Source organism: Gammaproteobacteria bacterium (assembly GCA_016765075.1).
Classification (GTDB): Bacteria; Pseudomonadota; Gammaproteobacteria.
The window spans coordinates 1-15,389 of record JAESQP010000100.1 but is presented as its reverse complement, the minus strand read 5'-3'; the positions used below and the strand labels follow the sequence as shown (position 1 = coordinate 15,389).

The following is a 15,389-nucleotide window of genomic DNA, read 5'->3' as shown; positions in this document are numbered from 1 at the left end:
GGGTGAGAGAGAGTGGGTGAGAGAGTGGGTGAGAGAGTGGGTGAGAGAGTTGAGTGAGAGAGTTGAGGGAGAGGGTATGGGTGAGAGTGGGGTGAGAGGTTTCTTCAACACGTTGAAGACCATATTTACGTAATTTTTCAACCAAGGTCGTGCGCCGTAATTTAAGTCGGTTAGCCGCGTGAGCGACAACACCATCACTATCTTCTAGCGCCTGCAAGATAAAATGACGCTCCATCATATTAAGGTGGGTTTTAAGATCGATACCATTGCGCGGTAGGCGCGGCATTTCATTATCGTCAATCGTAATGGTGTCAGGTTCGCTAGAGCTAACAGCAACGGGTGGTGAAATCTCAGCAACATGAATACGGAATTTTTCAGGTAAGTCGGCGGTATCGACAACACCAAAAGGATACATAATCACCATACGCTCAACGAGATTTGCTAGTTCGCGGACATTGCCAGGCCATTGGTATTCAGTGAGCGCCATGACTGCCGCAGGCGTTAGTCGTACTGAACCACGTTTTTCATGCTCCAAGCGTGTAATAATTTCATTTATTAGTAACGAAATATCATCTTTACGCTCACGTAATGGCGACATTTCGATAGGAAACACGTTAAGCCGATAATACAAGTCCTCACGAAAGCTACCATCAGTAATGGCCTTGTCAAGATCGCGGTGTGTCGCCGCAATAATACGCACGTCAGCGATCATAGTTTTGTTGCTGCCGACGCGCTCAAAGGTACGCTCTTGTAATACACGCAGCAATTTCACCTGCATATGCATACTCATATCGCCAATTTCGTCGAGAAACAAGGTGCCACCTTCGGCTACCTCAAAGCGACCTCGGCGTGTATTAATAGCGCCTGTAAACGCCCCCTTCTCATGGCCAAAAAGCTCGCTCTCCAATAATTCCGCTGGAATTGCACCACAGTTTATTGGCACGAAGGGTTCGTCACGACGCGTAGATTGATAGTGAAGATTACGTGCGACGACTTCTTTACCGGTGCCTGATTCACCTAAAATCAGTACATTGGCATCAGTCTTAGCAACTTGGTCAATTTGATCCCGGATCAAACGTACTGTGCGGCTATTACCCACTAAACTGCGAAACAACTCTGGCGTTCTTTTGCCCGCGCCCGCGGCTTTTTGCTTGCTTTCAAGGAATAATTCAGCCTGCAATAAGGCCTCGTTAAGCTGGGCAAATTTCAAAGGGAAGCTAACGACCGTTAAAACACGACGCATCACTTCAGGACTAGGACTACGCTCACCGCCGACATCGGCAAGAACAATAACCGGCACTCCCTTGGCAGCGTTATTAACAGCGTCGAGAAAGCTACTATGATCGGAAATAGAGGGGCCTAATAAAATGACTCGCGCTGAGGCAGTGTTGAATGGCGATAACCAATCATTTCCATCACAAGCTGTAACGGATTCACAACCAACAAATTCAAGCGTTTGCTTAATGGTTTGTTGGCGAGCACTATCAGGCTCAACAACAAGCACACTGGATAAAGACACCCCTCAATACCCCTCAATTTCAGCGTTCTAATGACCAGGTTGCAATATTTTTCTAACCCGGAGCCAGTAGTTAACCACTGAAATCAACGAATGTCAAAATTCTGACGTCTAATACCTTAATATGGCAGGAATGCTGAACCTGACAATATCACTTTGTCTGCTTACCATAGACAGCGTATACCAGTTTGAAATAGTGAACAGCGAATGTATTCCCACCGAGAGCCTGCCCCCGTGTCAAGCACGGGGCAGGCTGTGCTTGACACGCGGGACGGTGGCAACGAGAGAACCCACTCCGTCATTCCCGCATGTTTTTGGCGGGAATCTATTGTCTGTACTTAGAACCCTCTGGGTTCATTAAGTATTCATTCCTTCCGGTCATGTCAAAGAATGGATTCCCGCCAAAAACATGCGGGAATGACGTGGTGTGATGCATCTTAGGGATGCCTCTAATGTGTCTGGGACTAGGTGCCCTAGGGTACACTGCGCTCGTTCTGCCTCACCTAAGCGCCTACTGTTGGTGCTGGGCAAAAAACAGACTCAGCAGGGCGGCCTTATTGATTGAGAAGCCCCACTAACTTGCATTACGTGATTGCCGACGAGCCAGTGCCACTGCTCGACGATGATGGCGAAATATAAATTTATCAATCCAGTCACGACTGCGCTCACTGACAGCATCATCAAATGTCACGGTCAATAGTGGGCATAACTCATCACCTATCGCCGTTACCGTTCCAGCCAGCACTAATGGTTTCGGATATTTAGAACTTATGTATAAATCAACCAAAACATGGTTACCTATTTCCATAGGTTCGGTACTACACCACTGTATTGCATTAGAACGTAGTATAACATCGACGGATGGCGGCAACTGTGCTTCTCGTTGATACAAACCAGTAAGCAACTCAAACATAATATTAATTTTATATTCTAGGCGAAGAATATCTTGAGTATCTGTACTGCCCTCATCAGAGTTTTCTTTAGACGCATCTTCAACCATCATAATGGCATGAAGTGTTTCTTCATTGCTTATCTGAAACGCTAAATATTCATTGCCTAGAGGCAATGCCTCTACTACCTGGCAATTTAGCGGTAAATTATCTTCAAAAGCAAGATGCTGACCAAGATGGTCGCCGCTATTTAAGGGGTTTTTCATAAATAATATTCAGCCACATTGCTGATAACTTTGACACGCTTTACGTGAATGGCGATGCTCATTAATATCAGCAGCAATAAGGCTGCGTTTTTTTTCACAAAGACAATTAATTTCTTGGTCAAGCTTCATCAACCATTTAATGTTATCTCTTACTATTGTAGTAGCCGATAACGGTATAGAGCCATCGAAATATTGTTTGATCAAAAGCTGTCTTTGTAACTCAATTTCAGTGACTTCAGGCCAATTATCTTGCTGAGAATGATCAAGCATTTTCTGGCTCATTGTCATGACTTTCGACCATAAGGTCTGGCTATAAGACATAATATTAGATTTCTAAGTAATAGTTAGGCAGAAACGCCAATTGATTTTGATGCGGAACCTAAATTTTCCGCTGCTGGGTCTGGTATATTATCCCAACCATTTTTAATGGTGTTGAGTAATCTAGCAACCTCATCTAAGGTATCTACATCATTATTCACGCTGGCATGCATCAACTGACGGCTCATATAGTCATATAATGCATCCAGATTTTCCGCAACTTCACCGCCTACTTTATGATCTAAACTGCCGCGCAAACCATTAATAATAGAAATCGCGTCAGCCATTTTCTTTCCTTTACCAACAATATCATCGCGTCCAATCATCCCCTTTGCCGCTGATATGCGATCTAAAGCACCCGCCATTAGCATCTGAATAATGCGGTGAGGCGTCGCGTTGATTACACCACTTTCATTAGCAACCTTGCTATAGTTTTGAATAGCCCCTTGAGTATTCAATGACATTTTTCACTCCTTGTAAATAAACTCTGTGCTGATAGCAATCTAATTCGATTCTATAGTAAAACAAGTCAATAACGACCCGCTTTCACTAGTATTGCTCGCTAATTTCTTGGCTGTATTGTCGGCAAATTAGCTAACTGAGTAGTCAAAAAATTACTGGTATTATTCAAAGTACTTAACAGTGTATCCAGTGCAGCAAACTGCCTAACCAAACGTTGCTCTATACTCTCTAAACGCAGCTCGAATTGATCTATACGGGTATCAAAACTGCCAATACGCGTGTTAACGCCCTCTTCACGCGTGTCGATAAGACCGCCACTTTGAGTAAGCGCATCAGCAAGAGCCTGCAAGCGTGTAACATAACCTTGAGTAGGATCTGCAAATAGATTAGAAACACCACGAAAATCGGTATTGAGTGCAGTCGTCAAATCATCGGCGTCCAGTGTCAATCCGCCAAGCTCATTAAAGGCAACACCTATTTCAGCAAGAGATGAAAATGTGCTGCTTAAACCCGTTGTTGCCGTATTAAATATATTTCTTAAATCACTAGAAATAGTCAACAACAACGATTCGCCCTCAAGGTCGCCGGCACGCAATTCATTTATCGTTGTATCGAGCGCGTTAAAACTATCGACAAATTGCTGTACCGACTCTTGCACTGCCGCATTATCGCGACCTACGGTAATAGTGGTACTACCAATTGCGCCAAGCTCAAAGGTGACGCCTTGTAAAACATTACTGACTGTATTTGAACTGCTGGTAACTACAAAGCCAGATACCGTAAATTGTGCATCAAGCGGAGGCTCTTGCACCGTCAAGTTTCCACTACTTAATGCTGACAAGGTGCCACCACCTGTTAAAGTTAAAGCGTTGGCTAAACCTTCATCGTCTGAGCTGAATATTAAATAGCTACCGTCGTCAGCATTAATTACCGTCGCTGTTATGCCCGTATTATCGCTAGCGTTATTAATCGCATCACGAATACCAGCCAGTGTGTTATTGCTGCTATCAATCGTTAAATCAAATGAGTCGCTGCCAACAGTAATAGTCAATGTTCCCGTGCCGACAACAGTTGTCGTGTCAGCAAATGCTCCTGAGGAAAGAACCTGGCGTTGGGCTAACTGGGTAATGACGACATCGGTTTCGCCTTCGGCAGCATCACTACTTGCTGTTGCCGTGGCAATTAACTCATCGGACGTCGTGGTTTCAAAAATGCGAAAACTGGAGAAAGAATCAAGATTGCCTAATGCTGTTTCAAAAGTTTCTAAGGCACTGTTAAGCCGACCAAATGCAGATAATTCCGTTTGCGCTGCTGCCCTATTAGATTCAATACGATTTAACGGCTGGCGTTCTACCGCAACCAACGCGCTAACGATACCAGCGATATCTAAGCCCGAACCAATACCTGGTGCGGTGATTGTACCCATATTGCCATCCTTAAATGACTGCGCTCAATACTATCTGAGAAGCAAGAAACAGTCCAAAACCTATAATATTACGGGATGAGGCTTTGGCCTTGTTAACACCAAAGAAGCACAATGAGCATAGTTACATTATCACCAAATTCGTGCCAATTAACCCACCAAACAATATATCGGCAAAAAACACAACATCTGTATAGGGCACCTCTATTAATTCTTGGCGAGCTAAATGGCCTAAAATTAAACGGACTATCAAGTTTAGTATTGTTAGCCTCGAGCTTTAGATAACAACACTAACCCTTCTAATCGTTGCAAGTTTTGCAGAGCATTTACTGCCTTTTCTGGCGCTATCTGTCGAATAATTTCTGCTGTCTGTGGATTGATAACATTAATTACTGTATGACCACTATTCTCATCCACAGAAAACTCAATCGTCCTCTGGACGCTCTGCACGTAATCACTAATATTCTGTACGGCTTGATGCACCATTGCTTGATCTGGTTGAGTCCGCTTAACCTGATCTTCGCTATTATTTCGAACTACTGAGCCCGCTTTCCCTGAAACTTGGTCGGATGACACCTGGCTGAATAATAGCCTCACCTCTGGCCGAGCCGAATTCGTAGTAGCTGCGATCTGGCGATTCACCACAGTATTTACCGTAGTAATTTTATTCACCATGAGCTATTACCTCAATTAATATTGAACAACAACCTTGAAGTGCAACCACCTCAAGGTTATCTTCGCTACTCTGTTACTAACTAGTTCAATAACGACAATGCTAATTGTGGTAATTGGTTTGCCTGTGATAGTACTGAGACACCCGCCTGCTGAATAATCTGTGCACGTGTCAGGTTCGCTGTTTCTGCAGCAAAGTCTGCATCAACAATACGGCTACGCGCAGCACTCAAATTTTCTGAGGTATTTTGCAGGTTGGAAATAACCGCATCAAACCGGTTTTGAATTGCACCAAAAGTTGCTCGGGTTGTGGATACGGTATTAATATCCGCGTCTAACGTTCCCAACGCAGTGATTGCAGCTGCCGCACTTGATACATCAACAGTGCCGATTGCACTCAAGGTCGCATTAAATGCTGACAGACCCCCAGGCACCGCTGGCACAGCAGGAGTCAAAACAGTACCATCAGGATTCAGCACCTCTGGCACAGCCGGCGTCCCCGCTCCCGCCGCCAAGTTAGTCGTTGTCAGTGAAACTTGGTTAGATGCAATACCATCTTGACCCACCTGAAAAACCAGGGCAGTGGCATTATCCAACAACTGAGTGCCGTTAAAACTTGAGGTCGTTATAATACGTGAAATTTCCTGGGTCAGCTGATCTACCTCTGCCTGGATACCACTACGATCCTGCACCGTGACGTTGGCAGACTGTACTGCGAGTTCACGAATACGCTGCAGGTTATTGGCAACTTCACCCAGAGAACCTTCAGCCACCTGGCTTAATGAAATACCGTCTTGCGCATTTCGGGTAGCCTGATTAAGACCGCGAATATCGGCCGTTAGCTGCTCAGAACTAAACAGACCAGAGGCATCATCTCGTGCGCTGTTAATACGCAGACCGGTAGACAATCTCTGCAATGAGGTATTTAAATCATTTTGTGAACTGAACAAGTTACGCTGCGCGTTCAATGATGCAATGTTGGTATTGACTACTAAAGCCATAATATTTCTCCTTCGTGCCATCCACTGTCACAACAGTAGCATCACACTCTCCATGCCTAAAATTTTAGCGGATATAAACTAATCCATATTTACCGCTTCCGAGTGTGCTATCGGCAAGAAATGGCCAAAGCTTTAGGAAAAAGTTTGCCGCTTTTGACAAAAATGAGGCATTGAGCCAAAAGTTTATCTTTACCCCCTAAAACAGAGTGAGATTTCCGAAAAAAAGCAAGATATGTATTAATAGCGGCTTATAGAAGCGCCAAGAGATAAAGGTAGATAAATAGAGAGAATTTTATCTCATCAGAAAAATTCGTGGGTAGTTCCCTGTACAGGTAAAGCCCCAAGCGCATGATACAAAGCTATTTCAGCGGCATAGTAGGCCAGGAACCCATACGCTTTTCTGGTGGTCAGTTTTGCTTTGGTATTAGAATCCTCCACGATCCCACTGGAGATTTGTGCCCGTAACCACTACACACGGGGCGGTTGTTCAAGCGTGACTGTATCTCAACCTCAAGTATTAGCATCGAAGCGCCTTCAACTCAACGAACAGCTCCATAAATAAATGATTTGAATTTCTACACACGACTGAGAATAGTCTTGCATCTGTACCCCCGTTCCTTTTGCTCTAATTTGTATGGTAAGTTTGTACTTCCATCTTATTAGAGTTGGAGCAGGATGCTCTACCCTACAAATCCCAGAAATACTATCGCTATTAACTCTCTACACTTATACTCAACTTCCCCGCTAATTTCCCTGAAGAGCTGAATTTGTTAGCCCCAAAAAAGAACGACGGTTTTATTGGCTCAGCATGCCTTAAGGCTATATACACAACACAGAATGACTCATCATGTTTCACCATGCATTGAGTCTAGTACATATAATGTGCTTGGCATATAATGTGCCTGTAATGACTTTTTCAGGACTCGTTGTTGACGGGGAGTATGTGCAGTGTCTACAGGTAAAAAAATGGCTCAAAAAACAACCAACAACCACTTGATTGTACGTCACTCTGATAACAGTTATTCAAAAATCTGTGATTTTTTAATAGATGACCTTGGCTTTCAAGACCTTTCTACTGTTGAAAATAGTAATAGCATTAAGTCTAAAAAGTCGCTGGCCATAGACCTTGTTTCGGACACTATAAACATTTTAAGGAACCTTGCCAAGTATCGCTCAGTCGATACAATTGTCGCTATAGGCTATGTCGCCATACCTCTAAAAATCTTAGCCAAATTACGCCTTATAAGATACAAACGACTTTATTGGCTTGCTTTTTTCATTCACTCTCCAAAATGGCTTGCATGGTTCCGCCTGTTCGTAAAATTTGATACGAACAAAGATTATTACATTCTATTTTCAGAGTTTGAACAGCATTTCTACCATAAAGAACTCTCTATTAAACTTGAGAATACTGCATATTTGCCTTATGGCGATTGGGATAACAAGATTTCGGAACAGAAATTAAATACCACATCAAAAAGCACAAGTAAAAACAAAACAGAAATTTATTATTTCGCTGGCGGGTACAGTAATCGGGATTACCCTCCATTAATTGAAGTATTTAATAAACTGCCCTATAAACTAATAATCGCATGTTCTACATTAAATCAAGATATCGACAACGTCAAAGTTGAAAAAAACATTCAGATCCTTAAAGATATCAGCTCTGATCATTTCGATGATCTTGTTTTGCATGCCAAAGCTTGTATTTTACCATTGAAACATGACACTGGCGCCTCAGGGCAAAGCGTTCTCCTTCGTTATATGATCCATCGAAAGATCATAATATCAAGTAGAACTAATGCGGTTGAAGAATATATTGAGCACAAAAAGTCCGGAATTTTACTTGGTAATATGGGTAGAGAACTTTCAGAGGTGATTCAACAAATAGAAACAAGACCAGTGGATTTCTTTAATTTCGGCGACGCAGTCTTTGAAAAATTTAGACTCAAATTCTCTTTTGACGTAATAACTAAAAAATTATCTGAGATATTATCAATTCAAACTAACGGTTGAATAAATATTTTAAACTAGGTTGTAATCCCCCCGGAAAATCCCAGCGATGCTATCGCTGTCGCTATTAATTCGCTATACGTATACTCAACTTACCCACTAATTCTCCTGAAGAACCAGAATTTTAGAAAGTCGCATAGTAGGGGAAGCCAGAGCAAGTAAGTACTAACGTTGGCAAAGATACTCAATAACAGGCGACAGTTGCTTCTGCCAAAACTCAATTTCGATACCGAAGGTCGTCGCTATTTTCTCGGTAGAAAATTCAGAGTTTTTAGGCCGCGTTGCCGCGCTTACCCAATTCTCACTGCTAATCCCTTCTATTACCACCTCTAGCGGCTCATATTGTCGCGCCTGCAGCAGAATCTCTTGTGCAAACGCACACCAGTTGGTTCTGCCCTTGGCGCTGAAATGATAAATACCCCAATCGGGTACCTTTTTTTCTAATACCAACCTGGCAATAACAAGCAATGCTTGGGCAATTGATCGTGCTGAGGTAGGACAGCCCCACTGGTCATTAACAACTTGCAGTTGGTCGCGTTCGCGCATTAACCGCAACATGGTTTTTACAAAATTAGCTCCATGCTCACTATACACCCATGATGTTCTTAAAATAATGTGTTTTTCTAAGGTACTAGCCAAAATTTTTTCGCCAGCGAGCTTACTTTTTCCGTAAACATTCATAGGCGCTGCGATATCTTCTTCGCTATAGGCTCCAGACTGATTACCACCAAAAATGAAGTCAGTAGAAATGTGAAGAAGCGGGATATCTCGCTGGTCACAGGCCAACGCGAGGTTTTTAACACCGTCTCGGTTGACGCTAAAGGCAGCATCACTGTTTGTTTCTGCCGCATCTACTGCAGTATAAGCAGCGGCATTGATAACAAGATCAATATTTTGTCTATTGATGACGCTACTAACTGTATTAGCATTGCTAATATCAAGCTGAGAGCGGTCATAAGCGACACAGGAAATCGCCTGCTGCTGCGCAGCGATTACTAATTCCCGCCCGACCTGACCGTTGGCACCTGTAACCAGTATTTTCATAACTTAGGCAATATAGACAGGTAAGTAGTTTTTGTCGATATTCGCCAGCGCTGCAAACTGTTTGTCTTTATCCGACAAGACAGGTGTACTGATAGGCCAGTCTATAGCAAGCTCTTTATCTGACCAAAGCACGCCGTGTTGATCTTCTGGCTGATAAACATCGGTGCACTTATAAATAAACCGAGCGGTTTCGCTCAGCACGCAAAAACCATGGGCAAAGCCTGGTGGCACATAAAGCTGTTTATTATTGTCATCACTCAGCACTTCGGCTACCCACTGGCCGTAAGTCGCTGAACCCAGGCGAATATCTACTGCAACATCAAACACAGCACCTTCAATGACTTGCACCAACTTACCCTGAGGATGCTTGAGTTGATAATGCAAACCACGCAGCGTGCCTTGTCGAGATATGGAATAATTATCTTGCACGAAGTGCTCGCTAAGGCCATGCTCCGCATAGCGCGAAGCGTGAAATAACTCCATAAACAAACCGCGTTCATCTTTAAACACTGCGGGTTCAATGAGTAGCACATCAGGTATTTTTGTTGGTGTAACTTTCATATAAGTAAACTAATCACCTTGCTTCTTCCAACAAACCAAGCAAATAACTACCATAACCACTGGCTTGCAGTGTCCTACCAATTTGCTCAAGGCGTTGATCGTCAATATAATTCATGCGCCATGCAATTTCTTCAGGGCAGCATATTTTCAAACCTTGTCTTGCCTCAATCACTTCAACATATTGACTCGCGGCCATCAGGGAACTATGCGTTCCCGTATCTAACCACGCTGCACCGCGGCCTAACAAAGTCACATCGAGTTCACCTGCCTCAAGGTAAGCACGTGTGACATCTGTGATCTCCAGCTCACCCCTTGGCGAGGGCTTAACATTTTTTGCAATAGACACGACCTTGTTATCATAAAAATACAAGCCGGTCACCGCAATATTAGATGGTGGATTTATTGGCTTTTCAATTATATCGTTTGGCCTGCCGTCAGCGTCAAATGATAAAACGCCATAATCACTTGGGTTGCGTACTGAATAGCCGAAAACCGTTGCGCCCTTCTCTTTCTTGGCGGCTTTATGTAGCAAGGTGGACAATTGATTAGCATAAAATATATTGTCACCCAGAACGAGGCAAACATTGTCATCAGCAATAAATTCTTCGCCAATCAAAAATGCCTGAGCCAGCCCTTTCGGCTCGTCTTGCACTGCATAACTGATATTAAGCCCCCAGCTCTTACCATTGCCCAACAAAGCTTCAAACTGAGGCAAATCACGTGGCGAGGAAATAATCAAAATATCACGGATCCCTGCCAACATTAACACTGACAGTGGATAATAAATCATCGGTTTGTCGTAAACCGGAAGCAACTGCTTGCTGATAACGCGTGTCAGCGGATAAAGCCGTGTACCATTGCCACCGGCAAGAATAATTCCTTTCACTACGCAAGCCCTAAACGTTGACGGGAAAAACCTTTATCGCCCCAGGACGCACACCATTGCTGGTTATCAAGATACCATTGCACCGTTCTTCTTAAACCGGTTTCAAATGTCTCTGCTGGCATCCAGTTTAGTTCAGCCTTGATTTTACTGGCATCGACAGCATAGCGTTTGTCATGACCAGGGCGATCCGTTACAAATTCGATCAGCGAGGTATGCGGCTTATGTTTCGATTGCGCTAACAGTTCATCGAGCAAGTCACATACCAGACTCACCACTTGCATATTGCTGAATTCATTATGACCGCCGACGTTATATTTTTCTCCCACTACACCATTAGCCAAAATGGTTCGCAAAGCGTGAGCATGATCATCAACGAATAACCAGTCTCGCACGTTATCACCCTTGCCGTAGACAGGAATCGGCTTGCCATTGATGGCATTGGTAATAATAGTAGGAATCAATTTTTCTGGGTGCTGATAAGGACCGTAATTATTAGAGCAATTACTCAATAATACAGGCAAACCATAGGTCTCATGCCAGGCTCGAGCCAAATGATCGGAGGCGGCCTTGCTTGCCGAATATGGAGAATTCGGCGCATAGGGCGTGGTTTCAGTAAACGCACCATCATCACCCAGTGAGCCATACACTTCGTCGGTAGAGATGTGATGAAAACGAAATGCCGACTGTTTTTTATTATCCAGTTTTTTCCAATACGTTAATGCCTGATCCAGCAAGACGTAGGTACCCTGGATATTGGTATGAATGAAACTGCCGGGGCCATCGATAGAACGATCAACATGAGATTCTGCGGCAAGATGAATAATGGCGTCGGGCTGATAGTGCGTAAACACTCTCGAGATTGCTTCAGGGTCACAGATATCGCACTGCTCAAAATAATAACGATCACTTTTCTCGACACTGGTAAGTGAGGCTAAATTACCGGCATAGGTGAGTTTATCGATATTGATAACTGTTGCTGAAGTCTCTAGGATAATCTGGCGCACCAACGCAGAACCAATAAAACCTGCTCCACCCGTGACTAATAATGTTCCGTGACTAATAATGTTTTTGCCTCTGACTGCATCATATCTATGCGTAATCATAGCAATAGCAGGAGATTATAGGAAGTTAAGTAGGGATAAACGCTGAACCTGGACAAAGGCTTGCTGTGCGGCCTGCAATGAAACCAACTGCTGATTGAATCTGCTAATGACCTCGGCGATATCAATATCTTCAATACCAGAAAGACTAGTTTGTGCTTCAAGTTGAAAAATACCATTAAGATTCGTCTGATCGTCTACTGCATTGAGCCGAGTGCCAATACTAGAACGGGTTAGCAAAATATTGTCCAAGGCTTGGTCAATATTGGCTAGCGCAGCGTTGACACCGTTATTAATATCAGCCTGCGAGCTTGGGTCAGTCACCGTGGCATTCAAACTGTTAACGAGGTTTTGAATTGTCGTGAATACATCTTGGCTCGTACTTGGTGCAAAGGTAAAGGTATCACCTGTTGCAGGCTGACCTGTTACAACTGCTTGAATACCCAGAAACTCGATGGACTGCCCATTGGCTTGAGTTCCTGTTGCTACGGTAGCACCACTACTGTTAGTCACTTCGTAAGCCGATGCCGTTGTAAAGGTGACCGTATAAGTATCAGCTATATAGCTACTTATATCAGTAACACTACCATTATCAATCACACCATTGCCTGTGTTGGTTGCGCTGGCGCTGGTAGCGAAGGTGCCATTGCCATTGGCAATATCAAAAAATACCGCTGCACCTGAATCACCAATAGCGACTTGTCTGGAAGCACCAATCTGAACCTCTCTGACACCCTGATCACCGATATAGCTAAAACCATTGCCAGTCGTAACAAACGGTGGTGCACTGGTTCTGAAACCAGCGAAAATGTACTCATTATTCGAATCACGTGTGTTAGCCGCGCTGAGCAAACCTTCTACTATCCCTTGCAGTTCGACTACTATTCCGGCTCGTGTTTCATTTGTCTGGGTCGCATTATTGGCCTGTATAGCTAATTCGCGCGCACGCTGCAAAAAATCTCCCGCACTGATTAAAGCAGCCTCTTCAATCTGCAGGCGGCTGGTGACCAAATTAATATTGTCGTCGTATTGCTGTAGTGTTGAGATAGATTCTCTCAATGTTAATGCACGTGTTGCCGCAGCAGGATCATCAGATGGCCTGACAACACGACGACCCGTTGCCAATTGTTCCTGCGTCTCAGCTAGGCGTTGCTGCTGAGCCAATATCTGACTTATTCCCTGTTGGATAAATTGCCCTGTCGAAATACGAATGGTCATCGAGAGACCACTCCTAACAACACTTGAAACAAATCATCAGCAATACGGATAATTTGCGCCGATGCCTGAAAGGCTTGCTGAAACTTTAGCAAATCTGCCGTCTCTTCATCAAGATTAACCCCGGATATAGAGTCTCTTGTTGCTTGCGCTTGCTGTAATAAAATCTGTTGCGCTTCGCGGTTAAATTGTGCTTCACGCGTTTGCGTGCCCACCTCGGCAACCAAACCACCATAGACATTAGCAATGCTAGAGGTGCCACCATTGAGGCCGAGTTGTTGCTGAATGCCAGCAAGTAATAAGGCATTGCGGTTATCACCTACCCCGCCTGTGTTTGCCGTGACAGTGAACACATCACCCACAGCAGGCACACCGCTGACTTGCACGGTAAAACCGTTATAAGTAATATCACCACCTGAGGTATAAGCAACATTCGTTGGATTTCCCGTGCCCGTGCCCGTCACATTAAATGTAGTCGGTGGATTATTAAATGTAATCGTCACTGGCTGTGTCAAATTTGCGTTAGCTGGCGATGGCCCATTAACCGTACCAAAACTAACCGTTGAATTGCCAATATTATTAGCCAAAGCCTGAGCAACAATTGGCGCAGCAGCAGCAATTTGGCGTACATCAACAATCTGCAAACGTAAATCTCTTGATGCTGCAGCAGTTGGCTTGATTAAAAACGTATCGCCACTATTTATGCTACCAGACGACAAACTAATTGTCAGACCATCAACAACCGCATCTACCCCCGGGAAGGCAGGAAGACTAGTCACCGTGTTGTCTGATAACCGAGTAATACTGTACGCACCACCATTATTGCTCAGTAAATAATCACTATTGGTTAACACGTTAGCATCAATGACTGCTGTGTCTATCACACCACTACCAGCATTATTTGTGTTGGCTAATACTATTGCAGATGAGGCTGCCAGATCGTTAAAAAATAGTCCGCCTGCTATACCATTCAAATCTTGACCAAGTTGGTGTTGATCATTAATTTGACTGGTAATACCAATCGCAACCTGACCTAATGTGTTACGCGCAGGCTCTAATGTAGCCTCCCTGAAATCAAGTAAACCACCAAGACGACCACCGGTGATCTGGTCAGATACCTGCGTAGCAACACCATTGGAGACATAAGCAATTTCAAGACGAGTCGGGTCAAAATTATTGCCAACAACCGATAACGATTGCACCAATGAGCCTGATACCAGCGACTGACCACTACCAATATAAACATTAAATGTGCCATCAGACTGCTGAGCGGTAGTAACATTGCTATATTCTGACAATTGCAATAACAAACGATCACGCTGATCACGCAAATCATTTGCCACGCCACTACCACCACCTTCGATGACAAAAATTCTACCATTCACTTCTGCAATGGCACGCGCTATAGCATTAGCATCATTAACCGTGGCACTAATATCACTATTAACCGCATTATTTAATGTCTCGAATCGACTTGTGACCGCCTCAAAACGTGACTCTAATGACTCTGCCTCTGACAATAATACTTGGCGTGTTGCAGTCGAGCTAGGATCAGTAGAGAGCTCTTGCAAAGAATCAAAAAAACCGGATATTGCCGGTGATAAACCAGCATTAGAATCAGCAAGAATATTATCTAATTGGGATGAAAAATCATTGAGCGTCTGAAAGTTTGAAAATGATGAATTGTTAATTCTCACTTGGTTAACTGTAAACGCATCATAAATCCGCGAAACCGAATCAACCGTTACACCATTGCCAATCCTTATTAAGCCAACATCATCTGATGGACGTTCACTAAAACCAACACGCTGACGGCTAAAGCCTTCTGTATTAACATTAGCGATATTATTGCTTGTGGTCGCAAGCGCCTGCCTGTTTGCATTCAGCGCACTGGTGCCAATATCGAGTAGACCTGCCATTATCTAAGCCTCGTCCCAAGATTTTCTTGGGCGCTGGCACCAGCATTGGCAAGCAATGACTGATAAGTATCGCCAGCAATAATATTCTTTACTTTATCTGCAT

General features: G+C 43.8%; 14 protein-coding genes. 1 reads left to right on the top strand and 13 read right to left on the bottom strand.

Going from position 1 to position 15,389, the window contains the following annotated elements; all coding sequences use genetic code 11:
* The 7 genes from JKY90_05975 to JKY90_05945 form a co-directional block, all read right to left on the bottom strand.
* Nucleotides 1-1,519, bottom strand: a 1,519-nt coding sequence (locus JKY90_05975) for a sigma-54-dependent Fis family transcriptional regulator (GenBank protein ID MBL4851811.1), incomplete at its 3' end; no start/stop codon positions are given.
* 571 nt (nucleotides 1,520-2,090) lie between these two features.
* Nucleotides 2,091-2,672 (bottom strand): PilZ domain-containing protein, encoded by a 582-nt coding sequence (locus tag JKY90_05970; protein ID MBL4851810.1) that lies wholly within the window; start codon nucleotides 2,670-2,672, stop codon nucleotides 2,091-2,093.
* Between the two features lie 9 nt (nucleotides 2,673-2,681).
* On the bottom strand, nucleotides 2,682-2,993 hold the full coding sequence (locus tag JKY90_05965; protein ID MBL4851809.1) for a flagellar protein FliT: 312 nt from the start codon (nucleotides 2,991-2,993) through the stop codon (nucleotides 2,682-2,684).
* Nucleotides 2,994-3,016: 23 nt separating this feature from the next.
* The gene (gene fliS, locus JKY90_05960; protein ID MBL4851808.1) at nucleotides 3,017-3,454 is read right to left on the bottom strand and encodes a flagellar export chaperone FliS; all 438 of its coding nucleotides are present in this window, start codon (nucleotides 3,452-3,454) and stop codon (nucleotides 3,017-3,019) included.
* A gap of 98 nt (nucleotides 3,455-3,552) precedes the next feature.
* Nucleotides 3,553-4,878, bottom strand: coding sequence for a flagellar filament capping protein FliD (gene fliD / locus JKY90_05955; GenBank protein ID MBL4851807.1), 1,326 nt, complete (start codon nucleotides 4,876-4,878; stop codon nucleotides 3,553-3,555).
* 261 nt (nucleotides 4,879-5,139) lie between these two features.
* A complete protein-coding gene (locus JKY90_05950) occupies nucleotides 5,140-5,550 on the bottom strand; it encodes a flagellar protein FlaG (protein MBL4851806.1) in 411 nt (136 codons plus the stop codon).
* Between the two features lie 80 nt (nucleotides 5,551-5,630).
* Nucleotides 5,631-6,548 carry a flagellin FliC gene (locus JKY90_05945; GenBank protein ID MBL4851805.1) on the bottom strand — a complete coding sequence of 306 codons (918 nt, stop codon included), beginning with the start codon at nucleotides 6,546-6,548 and terminating at the stop codon, nucleotides 5,631-5,633.
* Nucleotides 6,549-7,496: 948 nt separating this feature from the next.
* Between JKY90_05945 and JKY90_05940 the strand changes: the two genes are divergently transcribed.
* Complete coding sequence (locus JKY90_05940; GenBank protein ID MBL4851804.1) at nucleotides 7,497-8,564, top strand: glycosyltransferase; 1,068 nt, start codon at nucleotides 7,497-7,499, stop codon at nucleotides 8,562-8,564.
* Between the two features lie 162 nt (nucleotides 8,565-8,726).
* On the opposite strand, the gene rfbD is transcribed toward JKY90_05940, so the two are convergent.
* The 6 genes from rfbD to flgK are packed head-to-tail and all read right to left on the bottom strand — an operon-like array spanning nucleotide 8,727 to nucleotide 15,286.
* Nucleotides 8,727-9,605 (bottom strand): dTDP-4-dehydrorhamnose reductase, encoded by an 879-nt coding sequence (gene rfbD, locus JKY90_05935; GenBank protein ID MBL4851803.1) that lies wholly within the window; start codon nucleotides 9,603-9,605, stop codon nucleotides 8,727-8,729.
* 3 nt (nucleotides 9,606-9,608) lie between these two features.
* A complete protein-coding gene (gene rfbC / locus JKY90_05930; protein MBL4851802.1) occupies nucleotides 9,609-10,166 on the bottom strand; it encodes a dTDP-4-dehydrorhamnose 3,5-epimerase in 558 nt (185 codons plus the stop codon).
* Between the two features lie 13 nt (nucleotides 10,167-10,179).
* On the bottom strand, nucleotides 10,180-11,052 hold the full coding sequence (gene rfbA, locus JKY90_05925) for a glucose-1-phosphate thymidylyltransferase RfbA (GenBank protein MBL4851801.1): 873 nt from the start codon (nucleotides 11,050-11,052) through the stop codon (nucleotides 10,180-10,182).
* On the bottom strand, nucleotides 11,052-12,155 hold the full coding sequence (gene rfbB, locus JKY90_05920; GenBank protein MBL4851800.1) for a dTDP-glucose 4,6-dehydratase: 1,104 nt from the start codon (nucleotides 12,153-12,155) through the stop codon (nucleotides 11,052-11,054). The genes rfbA and rfbB overlap by 1 nt, the downstream gene beginning before the upstream one ends.
* 15 nt (nucleotides 12,156-12,170) lie before the next feature.
* Nucleotides 12,171-13,364, bottom strand: coding sequence for a flagellar hook-associated protein FlgL (flgL, locus tag JKY90_05915; protein ID MBL4851799.1), 1,194 nt, complete (start codon nucleotides 13,362-13,364; stop codon nucleotides 12,171-12,173).
* A gap of 2 nt (nucleotides 13,365-13,366) precedes the next feature.
* A complete protein-coding gene (flgK, locus tag JKY90_05910; protein MBL4851798.1) occupies nucleotides 13,367-15,286 on the bottom strand; it encodes a flagellar hook-associated protein FlgK in 1,920 nt (639 codons plus the stop codon).
* Nucleotides 15,287-15,389: the final 103 nt, after the last annotated feature.

Bases quoted from the DNA above. Each gene is read 5' to 3' on its own strand.
- JKY90_05970 (MBL4851810.1), bottom strand. From the start codon at position 2,672: ATGAAAAACCCCTTAAATAGCGGCGACCATCTTGGTCAGCATCTTGCT.
- JKY90_05965 (MBL4851809.1), bottom strand. From the start codon at position 2,993: ATGTCTTATAGCCAGACCTTATGGTCGAAAGTCATGACAATGAGCCAG.
- fliS (MBL4851808.1), bottom strand. From the start codon at position 3,454: ATGTCATTGAATACTCAAGGGGCTATTCAAAACTATAGCAAGGTTGCT.
- fliD (MBL4851807.1), bottom strand. From the start codon at position 4,878: ATGGGTACAATCACCGCACCAGGTATTGGTTCGGGCTTAGATATCGCT.
- JKY90_05950 (MBL4851806.1), bottom strand. From the start codon at position 5,550: ATGGTGAATAAAATTACTACGGTAAATACTGTGGTGAATCGCCAGATC.
- JKY90_05945 (MBL4851805.1), bottom strand. From the start codon at position 6,548: ATGGCTTTAGTAGTCAATACCAACATTGCATCATTGAACGCGCAGCGT.
- rfbD (MBL4851803.1), bottom strand. From the start codon at position 9,605: ATGAAAATACTGGTTACAGGTGCCAACGGTCAGGTCGGGCGGGAATTA.
- rfbC (MBL4851802.1), bottom strand. From the start codon at position 10,166: ATGAAAGTTACACCAACAAAAATACCTGATGTGCTACTCATTGAACCC.
- rfbB (MBL4851800.1), bottom strand. From the start codon at position 12,155: ATGATTACGCATAGATATGATGCAGTCAGAGGCAAAAACATTATTAGT.
- flgK (MBL4851798.1), bottom strand. From the start codon at position 15,286: ATGGCAGGTCTACTCGATATTGGCACCAGTGCGCTGAATGCAAACAGG.